The following is a 16,266-nucleotide window of genomic DNA, read 5'->3' on the forward strand; positions in this document are numbered from 1 at the left end:
ATAACATTAGGTGCTTTAGACTAATTAACTGGCTGATTTTTTTGGTTGCATTAAGAAACTGTGCTCTTAATCGTACCTAGGATCAGACCTGTCCGATCGCGAGAGACTTTCAAATAGAGTGTGAAAAACGTGTGGTTGATGCTTTTTTGAGCGAAAAGCGAGGCGACACCGCCGAGAGGCGGTGTTGAACGCGAACATTGCTCACAGAAAAGATTAGAGCGTTATACAAGGGAGACTGTGAGAGGTTATTTTTCTAGATGTTGTAATAATTCTTGGCGGCGTTGAGGAGGGACAACTGACCAGTGTTTGCCAGTAATTGCGCCCTCTAGTGACCATAATAGCTCCAAGCTCAGGTCTTTATCGTGCGCAGATACCAAGGCTTTGTATGCGTTGACTGCGCCATGTTTTTGCAGCGTTTCGGGGGTGTCAATCCCTGCCTTTTTCAGCATTCTTTCTGTTGCTAACCGGAGGTTAGGGAGGTCTTTTAATCGCGACGGACTGGTTTCGGTTTTCAGCGAACGATCGCGAATAGCGACATCGAGTGCACTTTTAGCTTCATTGATGAGTTTTTGGTGATCGTCCCACCAAGCATCAGGAATGGCAAAGTACTTGGTCACCACCGGGAAACCACGCTTTTTATAAACGTAAGGGGTAAGTCCCTGCTTCTTAAGTAAGGTTTCGTTTTCTTTGCCGGCGCGTAGATGAAGGGTGTTGTTGACGACAAGGGCGAACATGGTGTCTTCGCAAAATAAGCCAAATCCGCCGAACATGGATCGGGATTTGATATTGCCAAAATCGGCAAATAAACGCATCGCGTCTTTTAAAGCTGGTTTATCCATTAATAACAATCTCGATGAATGCAAATGCCTAAAAATAATGTGTCAGTGTAACAAGGCAAACAGGCAGGATTGTCAATAAGTTATCAAAATATCAATAATGRTACTTCATATTGCATTGACACCATCTTCAGCTTTATAACGACGATGCTGGCAACCCCGCTACCGTGACTGACTGAAACGATTGATCAGTGTCCGTAGGCCGGTGGCTTTGCGTCCCATGCTTTCGCCATGGTTTGCCTTGTTCAAACAGGGATAAGCATATAATACTTAGACAGTGATGTCGCCCTCACTAACCATACAAAATGTGATTTTGGTTCAAAAAAGTTGTAATWGATAAGTTAAAGTAAAGGCTCTTTTTGGCTCGAAAGACTAAAAAAGCCACCATACCCAAAGGCATTGGCGGCTTAAAAAACTTCTATAAAACACTAATTTATCGTTTTTACTGATTCACGACTAATGAGCTCGAGATCCATTTCAAATACTTGCTGTTGCGTATCATTATCGTTAATGCGTGCGAGCAAGAGTTTAACGGCGGTTTTACCGAGCCGCCGTTTAGGTTGGTGCACGGTAGTGAGTGGTGGTGAGTAATACTCGGTGAGATCAATATTGTCATAACCGATGACAGACATATCCTCAGGTACCTGCAACCCAGCTTGGTTAAAGGTGCTAATTGCCGCAAGCGCCATGATATCGTTGAAGCAAAACACGCCCGTGGGGCGGTGGGTCATATCAATGAACTGTTGTGCAGCGACTTTGGCCTGGTCTGCCTCGAAGTCAGCCTCTACAATCCAGTCAGGGTTCGCGGTTATATTGGCTTCATTCAGTGCGCGGTAAAACCCTGCTAGTCGTTGTTTACAGGTATTTTTATCCATTTGACCGGAAATGCAGCCAATTTGGGTATGGCCATTGTCAATAAAGTGTTTGGTGGCCAGATAGCCGCCTAATTCAGCGTTATCTTCGATGCGGTCGGTGTTGATATGATGACTCCCCCAGTCCATAACCACCATGGGCAGGTCACGCTTTTTTTCCAATAGCAGCATGAGGTCTTCGTTAAGATCCGAGCACACCACAATCAAGCCGTCGACGCGTTTTTCTGACAACATGCGCAAATAGTCACGCTGTTTTTCTAAGTTACCCTCGGTATTACATAAGATCAGGGTATAACCTTGCTCATAGCAGTAGTCTTCTACACCGTGAACCAGTTCAGCGAAAAAGGGGTTAGTCGATTTGGTCACCAACATGCCAAGCGTGCGCGTCGTATTGCATTTTAAGCTGCGCGCCACCGCACTTGGCGCATAGTTTAGATCATCAACCGCTTGCCACACCTTTTCGGTGGTCTTTTCGGCGACAAAGCGGGTCTTATTGATAACGTGTGAAACCGTCGTGGTCGAAACGCCCGCGAGACGCGCGACATCTTTAATCGTTGCCATCTTAATTCTTCTATATTGTGAAGCCTTGGGATCGTTACTCGCGACCTTACAGAAAAACGCCGCTGTAACGCAGCGGCGATGTCTTTCACAATCCCGGCTCATTAGACGGTTGCGAAGGTAACGAATCCGATTTCATCCATTCTCATAGTTAATCGGTTGCGGTCTCAGTTTACTTAGGTTGCTGCTCAGTCGCAATTGGTCTGATGAGCGAACGATCATCAACAGACGGTTTTGTGACCCAGCTAGGTGGTTATCAATGCAAAAGTCTCATGGCGACGCTGGCAAGCTCCCACCTTGATAGCAATAAATCAGGCACTAGGTCACGATCAATGGGCAGGCATGCTCTGGGTGTTCAATGACCGTAAGCGGATACTGATAAATCGTCGAGACCTGTTCACTGTCAAAACACTGCCAAGGGGTCCCCGTTAAGACCATCTCTCCTTGTTTGAGAAAATACAGGCGATCCGCGTAGCGACTGGCAAGATTGAGATCATGCAGCACCAAGATCACCGTCATCCCTTGATCGGCAAGCGACCGACAGCGTTGTAGCGTGTAATGCTGATGGGTAATATCGAGCGCCGATGTAGGTTCGTCGAGTAGCATGATGGCCCGCGTAGGATCGGTTTGGACCAACTGCAAAGCAATGCGCGCCATATGGACTCGCTGTTTTTCACCGCCTGACAAAATAGGGTATGGCCGGTTGGCAAGGTGGGAGATATCCCACTGCTGTAACTGTTCATCGGCCAGCGCGGCAACTTGCGCCTGACTCGCTTGTAACGGCGTAGCCCCCATTTGAACCACTTCTTTGACGGTAAACGCAAAGGTTAAGCCACTACTTTGGGGGAGAAAGGCGACCTGTTTAGCAAAGTGTTCACCGTGCCATCTGGCTTTGGGCGTCGCCCAAAAATCAACCTGGCCTGATGGATGGCTGTCACTCATCACTTGTTTGAGCAAAGTGCTTTTCCCCGCGCCATTTGGCCCGAGCAACACATGTAATTGGCCTGCAGCAAAGGAAACATTGATGCGATTAAGTAGTTGGCGTCCGTTAAGCGAGTAACTTAAATCACGAACATTAAGGGCAATATCAGACATTAATGCACCACTGCTTGTCGTTGTTGGATCAAAAGCCATAAAAAGAAGGGTGCCCCCATAAGTGCGGTGATGATCCCCACTGGCAGCTCTGCCGGCGCAACGATGATTCGTGCGATAATATCAGCAAGCGTCAATAAAAGGGCGCCCAATATCGCCGATAAAGGGATCAGGGTGCGATGATCTGGCCCAGCCAATAGGCGGCCAATATGCGGTACAACCAAGCCAATAAAGCCAATTAATCCTGCGGCACTGACCGACACGCCCATCCCAGCGGCTGTTGCAATGATCAATAAGCGCTTTAGGCGATGAACATTGATGCCAAGATACGCAGCTTCGTTCTCGCCAAGTAATAAGGCGTTGATATGCGGAGCGCAGCGATAGGCAAAAAGCGTGAGGGTAACGGCTGCAACGCCCGTTAACGCTATGAGTCCCCACGATGCGCCAGTGAGCGACCCCATTGACCACAAGGCGATATCACGCAATGTTTGGTTATCAGCAACGTAATTGATTAACCCGAGCGCCGCACCCGACAAGGCACTAATGGCAATACCGGCTAATAACATCACGGTAACCGATGTTCCCATCGATGTTGTGCCAATACGATAAACAAACAAGGTGGCGACCAGCGCACCCAAAAAGGCAAACAGCGGCACCGAGAGGGTAAAACCGACGTTGAGGCTGCCCCAGGATAAAAGTAGCAATCCTAACGCGCCGCCTAACGATGCCCCTCCAGAGACCCCAATGATCCCCGGATCCGCAAGCGGATTACGAAATAGCCCTTGCATTAATGCGCCAGATACTGCCAGAAGTGCGCCAACGAACAAACACAATAAGGTGCGTGGTAAGCGGACTTGTTGCACGATGGTCAAGATATGCGGTGCGACATCACTTTGCCAAGGGCTCAGGCTTTGTAAACTGACGAGCCATCCGAGCTGCCACTGTCCCACGGCTATCGACATTACCGCGACAACGAACAAAACTGAGATGAGCGCAGGGAATAGGCGCTGATGGGTTTCACGAAAGTAAGCGTGCATTACTATTGGTTTCCGGTTAACGCCGTTTGAATACGAAGGGCTTCCTTAAGCGTATTAAGACTCAATCCCCCCACTAACACGCGACCATCCACAGCGATGATGCGATTGTTTTTATACGCTCGCGTGTTTGATAGCAACGGGACGGCGTCTGCTAGGCCTTGCATACCACCAAGCTGATCGAGTGAGCGTTGCATAACCAAAATAAAGTCCGGGTTAAAGCCCAGTAGCGCTTCGGGTGAAAGCGGCTTATAGCTGGTGACGGATTCAGCCGCAGGGTTTGTGGCACCGAGTAAGTCAATCAAGGTATTTGGGGTGGTATCAGCGCCGGCGACACTGGCAGGCCGCCCCWGATGAACCAAGAGAAACAGACCGTTGAGTGTGGATGTGTTTAGTGCTGACGCAGACGCTCGGGTTTCTAGCTTGGCTAATTGAGCGTCCATGGCGTTGATCAATGGTTCGGCATTCGCTTGTGTCGCCGTTAACTCCGCCAGGGTATGAATGCGTTGCTTGAGGGCAGCAACCGTCGGGGTGCTCGATAACCTCACTACCTTGACGCCGGCATCACGGAGTGTTGATAACACAGGTGCTGGGCCCATTTCTTCTGAACCAATTAAAAGATCGGGGGATAGCGAAAGCACCCCTTCCGCCGCGAGTTGGCGATGATAGCCCACGCTCGGCATGTCCTTCTCTTGTAATTGGCTGGTGGCATCAATACCAACAATCTGTGATTGCGCGCCAAGCTCAATGAGCAAGTCAGTCACACTCGCCCCCGCGCTGATGATACGTGGTGAAGCATGAATACTAAGCGATGCGAAAAGACTGATTAGAGCTATCACTCTTGCTGCGGCGACCATGTTAAATCCTTATCTTTGCTTTATCAGTGTTTAATGACTTAGCAGTAACGTCCTGTTTTGACAGTACTATAGGTGTTACTGCACAATTGTAATTATTAGTTACATACCTAATTAAGATCAATTATCGTTTACATTGGTGTTCTCGATCAATACAATCTTGCAAAAATAATGATGATTCTCATTTGTAGTTAAACTAGAGAGCACTGACATGACATTGAAAAAGGATATTTTGATACCGCGCCCCAGCCATTTAAACCTCGCGATTGGGCTGGCACTTGGTACATTAAGCTTCACTTCATCAGTAATGGCCGCGACTGACGAGCAAAGTAGTACGCAAACAGAGACGGTATCTGTGTATGCCAGCCGTATGGACGCGCAAAAAGCGAATGGCGCCGTGGCAGTCAATACGGTTTCACTCGACGAGATTGAAAAACGTCAGGGCAGTAATGTCACTGATTTAATCCGTCACTTACCTAATGTGTCTGTGCTAGGTGGTGGGCGCGATGTGGCGCAATCTGTGACTATTCGTGGATTAAGTAGTGAAAACGGTCGCGTGGTGCAGCTTATTGATGGTGCACGTCAGAACTTTTCTGTGGGTCATCGCTCGAGCTTATTTATGGATCCTGAGTTACTTCGTTCTGTCGAAGTGGCCCGTGGCCCTTCCAGTACCTTGTGGGGATCCGGTGCCTTGGGGGGCGTGTTTGCTCAAAAGACAAAATCAGCCAGTGATTTTCTTTCCGGTGGTCAGGATTTAGGTGGTTACCTTAAACAAGGTTTCCATAGTAACGATAATGCCTCACGCACCAGCGGCGCGGTATTTGGTCGCACAGAGACGGTTGATTGGCTGGTGCAAAGTTACTACAACGATAGTGATGATAATCAATTAGGCAATGGTAAAACCTTGTCTTATTCAGCCGAGAGAGAAAAAGGCGGGTTTGCGAAAGTGACATTCACGCCGTCTTTAGACCATCAATGGACGTTGACTGCGCGTCAAGGCAAGCGTGATGCCATGGTGCCATATAACCCTTCGGAGTTAGCGACCTCAAGAAAGTCGCCTCGCACGTATCGTCAAGTGGATGATCAAAGCTTGTCAGTCGCCTATAACTACAACCCAAGTCAGTCGTGGGTAGATTTGGATGCGCGTCTGTATTGGAATGATACCGAGGTCAATGAGCATCGCGTTGAGAAGGTTGAGTATGACAACAACCAGATGCAAACGCTGGGCTTATCTTTGTCCAACCGCTCAAATCTTGAAAACCTCACGCTCACCACTGGGTTGGATGCTTATCAAGACAACTTTGAGACAGTACGAGACGCCAGTGGCTCGATGTTTGGTCGCCCAGATGACCAAGATGCAGAAGCACAAAGCGTCGGCGTATTTTCTCAAGTTGATGTACCGTTGGGACAAGCATGGCACTGGCAAGCGGGAGTCCGCTTTGACGCCTATGACGCGAAAGATAAGCGACCCGGCTCGACGATTGGTGACCATGATGATACGGCGTGGTCGCCTTCCACCGCATTAACTTGGCAGGCCACTGAGCAGCTGGCACTCACCGCTAGTTATCGTGAGGCGTTCCGGGCACCGAGCTTAGAAGAAATGTATGCCACTGGTACTCATTTCGCCATGAACCAGTTTGTGCCCAACCCAGATCTGAAGCCGGAAGAAAGTGCCAATAAAGAGCTAAGCATGACCTATACGTTTGTGCCAAATACGTATGTAGATCAAGGTTATGTCGATGTGCGCGTATTTCGAAACGATGTCGATAATTTTATCGAACAATCAACTAAAGACGGCACATCAGGTACGGAACGTGATGGTACTACCGTCAAGACTAACTTGCCTGAAGCTAAACTCGAAGGCATCGAGCTAAGCCTTCATCACCAACTCGGTGGTTTTACCAGCGACTTGAGCTATAGCCAAACCGAAGGAAAAGACAAAAGTACAGGCACGTATATTAATAACATCCCAGCGCATAAATGGGTTGCTGAAACGCATTATGCATTGGCGACCTTACCAGTCACCCTTGGTGGGCGGGTCTCGCACTACGCTGAACAGGATCAAACCGATACCAGTGAGCGCGGTGTGCAAGATCACTATGACGGCTACACCTTGTGGGATGTGTATGCAAGCTATAGCCCTAATGGCGCCTGGGATGGCGTGAAGTTCGATCTCGCGATCGATAACTTAACCGACGAACAGTATACCCGAGCCTGGGCGCAAGTAGCCTCTCCTGGGCGTGATATTAAATTTAACGTTCGTTACCAATTTTAAGTAGACGGTGAAAAGGGCAGGTGAACGCCTGCCCACACTGATAAAACCTATCACAATAAAAATAGGCTGGGAGTGATCAATGACAACCACTACGTTAACGGAACAGGTCAGCGCGCTACTGAACGAAAATGCCTCGATGCTGCCTGCCGATATGGCAGCAACGCTAGGTGTGAGTGAGGGAGAAGTGGTACGCGCCATGCCCGCAGATTATCAAACTTGGGTCGATGGGCAACATGCTGAAACCGTGCTCATGCAGGTGGCCGAATGGGGTGGCCCGGTCACGGCGATTGTGCATTCCGGCGGCTCGATCTTTGAAGTAAAAGCGCCGTTTCCCAAAGGGAAAATCGCTTACGGCTATTACAACTTGATGGGTAAACCCGGCGAGATGCATGGGCACCTAAAGTTAGAGCGCATGGCGGGCATTGCTTTTGTCAGCAAGCCCTTTCGCGGCAAGGCAACCCATTACATCGGCTTTTTTACCGAACAAGGCGATTCGATTTTTAAGATTTATCTCGGGCGTGACGAAAAACGTCAGCTTCTCGACCATCAGATTGATGCCTTTAATCAGCTAAAAACGCAGTTAGCGACCTCACCACAAACAGACCTGGAGCAATAATTATGGATCAAGCGACGAAACAAGAACGGCTACAAAACCGCCTTGGCCCTGAAATTAAAGAATTTCGTGAAAACTGCCGGACGTTACAATTGGCGACCGTAGACGCACAAGGTAAACCCAATGTCAGTTATGCGCCCTTTATTCAGCGTGAAGATGGCTTTTATATCCTCATTAGTGAAATTGCCCGTCACGCACGCAATCTGCAAGAAAACCCCAACCTGTCGTTGATGATGATCGAAGATGAAGGGAGCGCGAAACAGATTTTTGCCCGGCAACGTCTTAGCTTTGACGCACGAGCTGAAATGGTGGAACGTAATACCGATGCTTGGCAAGCCGGTATTGATGCGTTGAAAGCCCGTTTTGGCGATATCATTGAAAGTCTAAGTGGGTTAGAAGATTTTCGTTTGTTCCGTTTGGTACCGGACAATGGTTTATACGTCAAAGGATTTGGTCAAGCGTTCCAAGTAGGTAACGATGATTTGGTTGATATGGTGCACCTTGACCAAGGACACCGCAAAGTCGGCAGTGATCAAGACATCCAATCGACTGACGAGGTAGCGGTCAACAGCTAACCGTTGCGATCTCTATTTCACCATTCACGGCAATGCCTTGCGCATTGCCGTTTTTGTCTGCGTGCGGGTCAGTAACAACCGATCATTGAATATGGTAAAGTGGCACCTTATGCCAATGTGATAACGAACAACACCATGAACTATATCCCTTTATCTGACTATAAGCGCAAGTGGATCTTTACCCATCAATCATTACCGATTGCGGAAAGCGATCTTGCCGAGATTAGACCCATGACAGAGACGCGCGCGGCGCAGTTGTGGCAAGAATTTATCAGTAAAGACAGCCCAACCCCGGATCATTTTGGCAAGCAAGATTGGCCAACCCACCAAAGTGTTTGGACCCAGCGGCTGGTTTGGCAACAAGCCTGGGATGATGACGGTGACCTTCCTGATGAGTTTCTCGCTCACTTTCCATGGGAAGACAACATCACGGTCTACTTTTGTTATGACAAACACAATATCGTCGAAACGCACTGGGGGGTGTTTAAACAGTATTGGAAAAACTTTCTATTCTATGATGACAAACCCATCTTGATTGGTCGTCGTCGTAAAGAGGTTGCGATGTTTGAGCAATCAGGGGAAGTGGTAATTGGCAAGCGTGACTGACCTTAAGTTATCAGTGGTGGTGCCGTTATAAGTGATAGCAAGACGTCATTGTCACAGTAGACATGGTTTTATGGCACAAACCTCTTGGTAAGTAGCCTTAGAGAGAAGAGTGGTATTTGGTGCTGAGCGTAGGAAGAAGCGATGATTAGGATAATGGCAGCGGTGTGCTTATCGATGTTGTTGGTCGGTTGCTCACTGCCAAAAATGTCGGACTTATGGCGCAATTACAGCACCATTGGCCTCAACGAAGCACTGCGCGGCGCGCAACAAGATCTTGTCCATTGCCGCTATAATAAAACACTTGATACGGCGCAGCGTTATACCGTGATTGGTACGGCGCGAGAGAAAATGCGTGCGTTTGAGCTAATGGGCATTGTCTACAGCGAACAAGAGAACAGCGCTGAGTTTGATCATACCTTGCAGCGCTTTTTGTTTTCAGAGCCGGGACGGACAATGACGGCCTCTCAGGTGCAGATGCAATGGCGCCAAGCCCAAATTGATATTGAACATCAACGCGAGGCTGTATTGAGTCAAACTCATTGCCTGCAATCGACCGACTCACCCAAAACAGGACCGCTAAAATAGCGCGAATATGACATTGAATCGTGGTTAATCAAATTAAAAAGGCAGCCACCGTAACCTGGCTGCCTTTTTATTGTTCGAAACGCACTGATACTTAGGCTTTGAGAATACTCTCTGCCAGGGTCATCAGGCGTGGGTAGGCAAACTCGCTTTCTTTGGCGATTTCCCCCTGTTCCGCCAACACTTCTTGCAAAATATCCGTGGTAGTGAGCGGATTGGCCAGCACGACACGGAAAACCGTGGTGGTGCGTCGTTGCCATTGTTCTGGGGTGAGGCGCGTGCGGGAGACAAAGGTTTGACCTGATTCACGCTGGCGTTTTTGCACAAATTTAGTCAGATCATTGAGCAAGTTATGAATCAAATCGACTTGCTCTTCATTAGCCACCGCAAGGGCCGCTTGCACACGAGCGGGAACAAACCGATAGGTCAATAAACAAAGCTCTGGCTCTGAGATAAGCTCAAAATCCGGGTGTTGGCTAATCATCTTGGCAAACGCAGCTGCTTTATCGATACTTTGATCAATCAACAACTCATAACCGCGGCGAGAGATAATGTTCATACAAGCAAACACCAACATTGCCATGCCACTGCGAGAGCCCTCGAGTGTGTGACTGCCCAGATCTTTTGCTCCTTTACGGAGAATATACTCGGCGTGGTGCTCGATGGATGCGACCACGGACGGATCTTTAAACAGCACCATCCCCGCGCCCATAGGGACATAAAGCTGTTTATGGGCGTCAATGGTCACCGAATCAGCACGTTCAATCCCACTCAGTTTATGTCGCTGGTTATTCGACATTAACGTCGCGCCGCCCCACGCGGCGTCAACGTGGAAGTGAATGCCCTCACGCTCCGCAATATCCGCCAATGCGTTGAGTGGGTCGATACTGCCGGTTTCTGTGGTGCCCGCGACACCCACGATGGCGACCGGCTTAATTTTGTCTCGATTCAGTTGCGAAATGGTGTCTTCAAGTGCATCAATACATATGCGATTTTGGCTATCCGCAGGCACCGAGATCAGTTGGTCGCGACCAATACCCAGCACATCAGCCGCCTTACCCAGTGAATAATGACCACGCTCTGACACCAAAATAGCGAGGTCGCGATAGCCGTAGTGGCGCATCGCGCCAAACAAGCCAGCCTTGTTGATGCCAGGAAACTCTCCGTCAGGCTTGAGGACGTTATTTCGCGCGACCCATAAAGCGGTGATATTCGCCACTGTGCCACCTGAGCAAAAAGCACCGAGTGAATGGTTGGCGCTGTGCATCCAACTCTGATAGAAGGCGTCGTCTTGCTGATAAATCAGGTTATGCAACATGCCAAGCACTTGCCGCTCAAGCGGTGTAAACGCTTTAGAGGTTTCAATTTTGACCGTATTTTGGTTGAGGCCAATCATGATTTTAGACAGTGGCATCAAAAAATAGGGCAGTGCAGAGGTCATGTGGCCGATAAATCGCGGTGAAGCGGTATGTACTGATTGAGCAACGAGTTTCTCGAGCAGAAACTGCGTATGATCAGAGACAAAACTGGGATCTTCAGGGATGGCCGGGTCGCTAAAATCGCGCTCAATATCAGCGAGCGATCGCTCGGTGGCAGTTATATGGTTTTGTAAAAACCGGTTTAGATTCTGAGAGATCGCTTGCTCAATTTGGCTGAGCGTTGAATCTGGGGCTTCGGGGACAGTAAAAATCCGGTGCAAGGTTTCCGGTGTGGCGTCCGCGGCTTTATTGTGTGTTGCCATGACGTTCTTCTTATATCTGCTTGGCTGTCCAAATAGTGACCCTCTCAAGCGCATTGAGACTAGGGTCACGATCACTGACTGAAATTAGGCCTCAACATAGCAAAAAAAAGCCAGAGCATCAGGCTTTTTTTACTGAAGGATGACAGCTGAAACAGCGCACGCGATAGAGAGTAGAGTTGATAAGAGGAGCCAGCGATTGCTGGCTCTTAAATGAGAGCGTGTTTACTGACACTGACGTTGGTTAATACTGTTCATTTGGTCATTATATTGATTGAGCGCCTTGTCAATCTCTTTTGGATGGCTTAGCAGATCAGCCAGTGCACTGCGAAGGGTATAGTTTCCGTCCATGGCTTCGCCTTGGCGAAAGTTAAACACTTTTTCAGCCAGCGTCGAGGGTGGCAATGAGCTTTGCGCGAGCGTTTTTACGTCTTCTTGGCTTAGTTTTAGCCAAGACTCCACCGGCGCTTCCAAATTGAGCTTGGCACTGTCATTTTCTAGATAATAATCAAAAGCTTGTGCATTGAGATTGAAGTGATTTTTTCGGCCTTTCAAGAACCACGCGGCGACCTCATCCAGTGTCGGATCTTTTTTAACTGTCATATCGACCAGCGCTTGGTACCAATTGATCGATGCATCCACATAATCATGATATTTGGCCGAATAACAGTCTGCATTTTTGATAGGGGCAGCGTTTGACATTATCGGCAATAGTGCCGCGACCAGTGCAAGGGCATAGCGTTTCATAACATTATCCTAATCGTTATCGTGTTTGCGCTTTAAGATTATACGCACTAACCGTGTGCGGGGCGCAAACAATGAGGTTTGGGCATCTTTGTGAATGATAAAACGCAGATATTGTAGAACGAGCCAGTGACAAAGTTAAATAACACATTGATATAAAAAGCCCTGTAGCAGAAAAGCTGTGATATCACGCTCAGTTAGCGCGTGACATGCCTTGCTGGTTCGACAATACCGACAGCCAGTGGCGGGTAAATTCGGCAAAACCAAACCCTCCCGGCGCATCCGTGATCCAAGTTGGCGCGGTGGTCAATGCTGGAAGGTGAGGAGCAATATTCGCAACGCCGACGCTCAGAGGAAAGTGGGCAAACATGTCACTGTCGTTCGGTGAATCGCCAATAAACGCCGCGCGTTGCTGAGCCTGCCTACCGGTGACATTGTAACGCTCTAACCATGCTTGCGCTGCGCGTCGCTTACTATGGGTACCGAACCAAGCATTAATGTGAATCGAGCTGGCTGTTGCATTAATACCCTGTCCATGAAACTCGGCGAGCAATGCATTGATCTCATCGGTGGATGCACGTGACGTATGCTGGCCAATATCAACCGCTACTTCACAAAGGCGATAAGGCTGATCCGCCGCAAGTGCGCGATCTGGATAGAGCTGAAGTAAGCGGTTTACCCAGTCGACGAGGGCGGCTTGTTGTTGGCGGGCGGCTTGATTGATTTTCGTGAAGCGCTGACCGTTTTCTTGCCATAGGATCACCCCACCGTTTTCGCTGATCACCGTATCAACGGGCCACGCGTTAATCATGTGATCGCCCCAGCCGGCGCACGCGCCAGTAACAGGGACAACGTGAATGCCGGCTTCACGGAGATCGGCCATCGCCTTCAGTGTTTGCCAGGGCAGCTCACCTTGCCATGTCAAGGTGTCATCCACGTCGGTAAATAGCCATTGCACGTCACGCCAGCGTGTGGCGTGATCATGCATTGACGAGATGGGCAAACACTGATTCGGCATAGGTGTCGCGATCCTCGTTAATTAAATAGCCGCCACATGGCGATGATTAACCTGACGCAGATTAAGAGCCAGTCGTTTCCCTTGTTCATTGTCAAATACGTGGAGGTCGTCAGGGGAAATCGTCAAGGGAAGTTTATCGCCTTCAACCACCTTACTGTGCCCCTCTAAACGCAGTGTGATGAAGCTATCGGTATCGGTTATATGACCATAGACTAGCAAATCAGCCCCTAAAGACTCGGTCAAGGTGACTGCAAGCGTAAAACTGGCCTGATCGGCCGATACCACTTTTAAATGCTCGGGCCGCAATCCGACGGACACGGATTGTGTATCAACGTCCTGACACTCAGCCAAAACGTGTTTACCTATCGATAGGACATCACTGTCGATTTGACCCTCGACAATATTCATCGCTGGAGAGCCAATAAATGTGGCGACAAACAAGCTAGCCGGTGCATCGTAAACGTCTAACGGTGTACCAATTTGCTCAACGTTACCACCATTCAATACCACTAAGCGGTCCGCGAGGGTCATCGCTTCAACTTGGTCGTGGGTAACATAAACGGCAGTGGTATTCAGCTTCCTTTGCAAACTTTTGATTTCTAAACGCATTTGTACACGTAGTTTAGCATCAAGGTTGGATAACGGCTCATCAAAGAGAAAAACCTTGGGACGACGCACAATCGCACGGCCCATTGCCACCCGTTGTCGCTGTCCACCGGACAATTGATTAGGCCGTCTGTCGAGCAGGTGTTCTAGCTCGAGCATCGTCGCAACCTCGGTCACAAGCTGTTGAATGGTCGCTTTGGGTGTGCCGCGGTTTTTAAGGCCATAGGCCATATTGTCGAATACACTCATGTGTGGATAGAGCGCATAGTTTTGAAACACCATGGCAATATCGCGCTCGCCGGGCTCAAGATCATTCACTTTTTTATCGTCAATGACCAATTGGCCGCTGGAAATCGCCTCGAGGCCGGCAATCATGCGCAGTAAGGTTGATTTGCCACAGCCGCTGGGTCCCACCAACACAATCATTTCGCCATCTTTCACTGATAAGTCGACGCCGTGAATGGCTTTAAACCCATTGGGGTAGGTCTTTGCCATCTGTTCTAGGGTTACCGTTGCCATTTACTTCTCCGTTTCCACTAAGCCTTTCACAAAGAGTTTTTGCATGCCAAGCACCACGAGTACGGGTGGTAGCATGGCCATTAGGGTTGTTGCCATTACGCGATTCCATTCCACTTCACCGTCGCCGACCGACAGCATGCGCTGAATACTCATCACAATGGTGTAATACTCATCATCCGTGGTGATCAATATCGGCCAAAGGTACTGGTTCCAACCGTATATGAAGGTGATCACAAACAGCGCGGCGATATTGGTACGCGAGAGAGGGAGCAGGATGTCTTTGAAAAACTTGAACGGGCCCGCGCCATCAATCCGCGCGGCTTCAAGCATTTCGCCAGGGACCGTCATAAAAAACTGACGGAACAAAAAGGTCGCGGTAGCACTGGCGATGAGTGGAATGGTCAGTCCCGACATCGAGTTGAGCATGTTCAGGTCGGCAATGACCTGGAACGTAGGCATAATGCGCACCTCCACGGGCAGCATCAGGGTCATAAAAATCACCCAAAATGCCAACATCCGACCCGGAAAGCGAAAATACACCACCGCATAGGCCGATAAAATAGAAATAGCCAGTTTGCCGATCGATATACCCATCGCCATTAAAAATGAATTCCACAGCATGCCGGCAACGGAAATATTTAACTCACGGGATGTCCCTTCGGTTAATACCTCTTTGAACACAGATAAGCCTTTGTCACCAAACCATAACGGCGTGACACCACTGACAAAGGCGCTGCTGTCATGGGTCGCAGCGGTTAACGCTAGCCACACAGGGAGTGCAACCGAGGCCACCCCTAAAATCAACACCAAATGCGAGAACACAGTAAGCCAAGGGCGACGTTCAACCATTAGTAAGCCACCTTCTTTTCAACATATTTAAACTGAATCACGGTTAATGCCCCCACGAGGATCATCAACACCACGGATTGCGCGGCGGATGAGCCCATATTGAGGCCGACAAAACCGTCTGCATACACTTTATAAACCAGCGTCGTGGTGGATTGCCCAGGCCCACCTTGCGTCATGGCATGAATCACCCCAAAGGTTTCGAAAAAGGCGTACACCAAGTTCACGACCAATAGAAAAAAAGAGGTCGGAGAGAGCAATGGGAAAATGATGGTAAAAAAGCGTTTTACCGGGCCGGCGCCGTCGATGGCTGCCGCTTCCACCAATGAGCGTGGGATGGATTGCAGCCCGGCGAGGAAGAAGAGGAAGTTGTAGCTAATCTGCTTCCATGTGGCGGCAATGATCACCATGGTCATGGCATCGCCAGAATGGATAAACGGATTCCAGTCTAAACCCATGGCTTTTAGCGCATGGGCCAATACACCGACAGTGGGATTGAACATGAATAACCACAGCACCCCTGCGACAGCCGGAGCGACGGCGTAGGGCCATACCAATAGCGTTTTATAGCCTGCCGCCCCTTTAATGACTCGATCGGCCATCACCGCCAGCACAAGCGCCGATAGCAGTGCGATGCCTGCAACAGAAAAACTAAAGAACAAGGTGGTCAAAAAAGAGCGATAATAGCTGGCGTCTCCCAGCAACTCAGTGAAGTTTTCGCCACCGACAAACTCGGTACTGAGACCGAATGGATCTTCCAACAAGGTGGATTGCCATACTGCCTGCGCCGCTGGCCAGATAAAAAAGATAAAGGTGATCAGCAATTGAGGCGCGAGTAGTAAAATGGGAAACGCACAATGATTAAATGTGGGTTTATTGGACATAGGCTTTCTCAAAA

At 49.1% G+C, this 16,266-nt stretch carries 16 protein-coding genes and 1 riboswitch; of the genes, 5 read left to right on the forward strand and 11 right to left on the reverse strand.

Annotated elements, in window-relative coordinates; all coding sequences use genetic code 11:
- Window positions 1–245 precede the first annotated feature (245 nt).
- The 5 genes from BZG13_RS07670 to BZG13_RS07690 form a co-directional block, all read right to left on the reverse strand.
- Window positions 246–839 carry a TfoX/Sxy family DNA transformation protein gene (locus BZG13_RS07670; RefSeq protein WP_069361291.1) on the reverse strand — a complete coding sequence of 198 codons (594 nt, stop codon included), beginning with the start codon at window positions 837–839 and terminating at the stop codon, window positions 246–248.
- A 146-nt stretch (window positions 840–985) separates the two neighbouring features.
- Window positions 986–1,087, reverse strand: a riboswitch (cyclic di-GMP riboswitch).
- Window positions 1,088–1,264: 177 nt separating this feature from the next.
- On the reverse strand, window positions 1,265–2,269 hold the full coding sequence (locus BZG13_RS07675) for a substrate-binding domain-containing protein (RefSeq protein ID WP_069361290.1): 1,005 nt from the start codon (window positions 2,267–2,269) through the stop codon (window positions 1,265–1,267).
- A gap of 315 nt (window positions 2,270–2,584) precedes the next feature.
- Window positions 2,585–3,361 carry a heme ABC transporter ATP-binding protein gene (locus tag BZG13_RS07680; RefSeq protein ID WP_158011733.1) on the reverse strand — a complete coding sequence of 259 codons (777 nt, stop codon included), beginning with the start codon at window positions 3,359–3,361 and terminating at the stop codon, window positions 2,585–2,587.
- Window positions 3,361–4,395, reverse strand: a complete 1,035-nt coding sequence (locus tag BZG13_RS07685) for a FecCD family ABC transporter permease (RefSeq protein WP_077486197.1) — start codon at window positions 4,393–4,395, stop codon at window positions 3,361–3,363. The genes BZG13_RS07680 and BZG13_RS07685 overlap by 1 nt, the downstream gene beginning before the upstream one ends.
- 2 nt (window positions 4,396–4,397) lie before the next feature.
- The gene (locus BZG13_RS07690) at window positions 4,398–5,249 is read right to left on the reverse strand and encodes a heme/hemin ABC transporter substrate-binding protein (RefSeq protein ID WP_241824787.1); all 852 of its coding nucleotides are present in this window, start codon (window positions 5,247–5,249) and stop codon (window positions 4,398–4,400) included.
- Window positions 5,250–5,457: 208 nt separating this feature from the next.
- Between BZG13_RS07690 and BZG13_RS07695 the strand changes: the two genes are divergently transcribed.
- The 5 genes from BZG13_RS07695 (at window position 5,458) to BZG13_RS07715 (ending at window position 9,900) form a co-directional block, all read left to right on the forward strand.
- Entirely contained in the window at window positions 5,458–7,521 is a 2,064-nt protein-coding gene (locus tag BZG13_RS07695) for a TonB-dependent hemoglobin/transferrin/lactoferrin family receptor (protein WP_077486198.1), read from the forward strand.
- 79 nt (window positions 7,522–7,600) lie between these two features.
- Window positions 7,601–8,137, forward strand: coding sequence for a heme utilization cystosolic carrier protein HutX (gene hutX, locus BZG13_RS07700; RefSeq protein WP_077486199.1), 537 nt, complete (start codon window positions 7,601–7,603; stop codon window positions 8,135–8,137).
- 2 nt (window positions 8,138–8,139) lie between these two features.
- The gene (hutZ, locus tag BZG13_RS07705; protein WP_077486200.1) at window positions 8,140–8,709 is read left to right on the forward strand and encodes a heme utilization protein HutZ; all 570 of its coding nucleotides are present in this window, start codon (window positions 8,140–8,142) and stop codon (window positions 8,707–8,709) included.
- Between the two features lie 135 nt (window positions 8,710–8,844).
- Entirely contained in the window at window positions 8,845–9,315 is a 471-nt protein-coding gene (locus BZG13_RS07710) for a DUF2947 domain-containing protein (RefSeq protein ID WP_077486201.1), read from the forward strand.
- A gap of 141 nt (window positions 9,316–9,456) precedes the next feature.
- A complete protein-coding gene (locus tag BZG13_RS07715) occupies window positions 9,457–9,900 on the forward strand; it encodes a hypothetical protein (protein ID WP_131825394.1) in 444 nt (147 codons plus the stop codon).
- A gap of 91 nt (window positions 9,901–9,991) precedes the next feature.
- On the opposite strand, the gene panP is transcribed toward BZG13_RS07715, so the two are convergent.
- The 6 genes from panP to ugpA form a co-directional block, all read right to left on the reverse strand.
- Window positions 9,992–11,638 (reverse strand): pyridoxal-dependent aspartate 1-decarboxylase PanP, encoded by a 1,647-nt coding sequence (gene panP, locus BZG13_RS07720; RefSeq protein ID WP_077486203.1) that lies wholly within the window; start codon window positions 11,636–11,638, stop codon window positions 9,992–9,994.
- A 222-nt stretch (window positions 11,639–11,860) separates the two neighbouring features.
- Window positions 11,861–12,382 (reverse strand): hypothetical protein, encoded by a 522-nt coding sequence (locus BZG13_RS07725; protein ID WP_069361282.1) that lies wholly within the window; start codon window positions 12,380–12,382, stop codon window positions 11,861–11,863.
- 190 nt (window positions 12,383–12,572) lie between these two features.
- Window positions 12,573–13,397, reverse strand: a complete 825-nt coding sequence (locus BZG13_RS07730) for an HAD family hydrolase (protein WP_077486204.1) — start codon at window positions 13,395–13,397, stop codon at window positions 12,573–12,575.
- 21 nt (window positions 13,398–13,418) lie between these two features.
- Window positions 13,419–14,522, reverse strand: coding sequence for a sn-glycerol-3-phosphate import ATP-binding protein UgpC (locus tag BZG13_RS07735; RefSeq protein ID WP_077486205.1), 1,104 nt, complete (start codon window positions 14,520–14,522; stop codon window positions 13,419–13,421).
- On the reverse strand, window positions 14,523–15,371 hold the full coding sequence (gene ugpE, locus BZG13_RS07740) for a sn-glycerol-3-phosphate ABC transporter permease UgpE (protein WP_077486206.1): 849 nt from the start codon (window positions 15,369–15,371) through the stop codon (window positions 14,523–14,525).
- Window positions 15,371–16,252, reverse strand: a complete 882-nt coding sequence (gene ugpA / locus BZG13_RS07745) for a sn-glycerol-3-phosphate ABC transporter permease UgpA (protein ID WP_069361279.1) — start codon at window positions 16,250–16,252, stop codon at window positions 15,371–15,373. Before ugpA ends, ugpE begins: the two co-directional genes overlap by 1 nt.
- Window positions 16,253–16,266: the final 14 nt, after the last annotated feature.

The organism is Salinivibrio sp. ML323 (assembly GCF_001995745.1).
In the GTDB taxonomy this organism is placed as follows: Bacteria; Pseudomonadota; Gammaproteobacteria; order Enterobacterales; family Vibrionaceae; genus Salinivibrio; species Salinivibrio kushneri.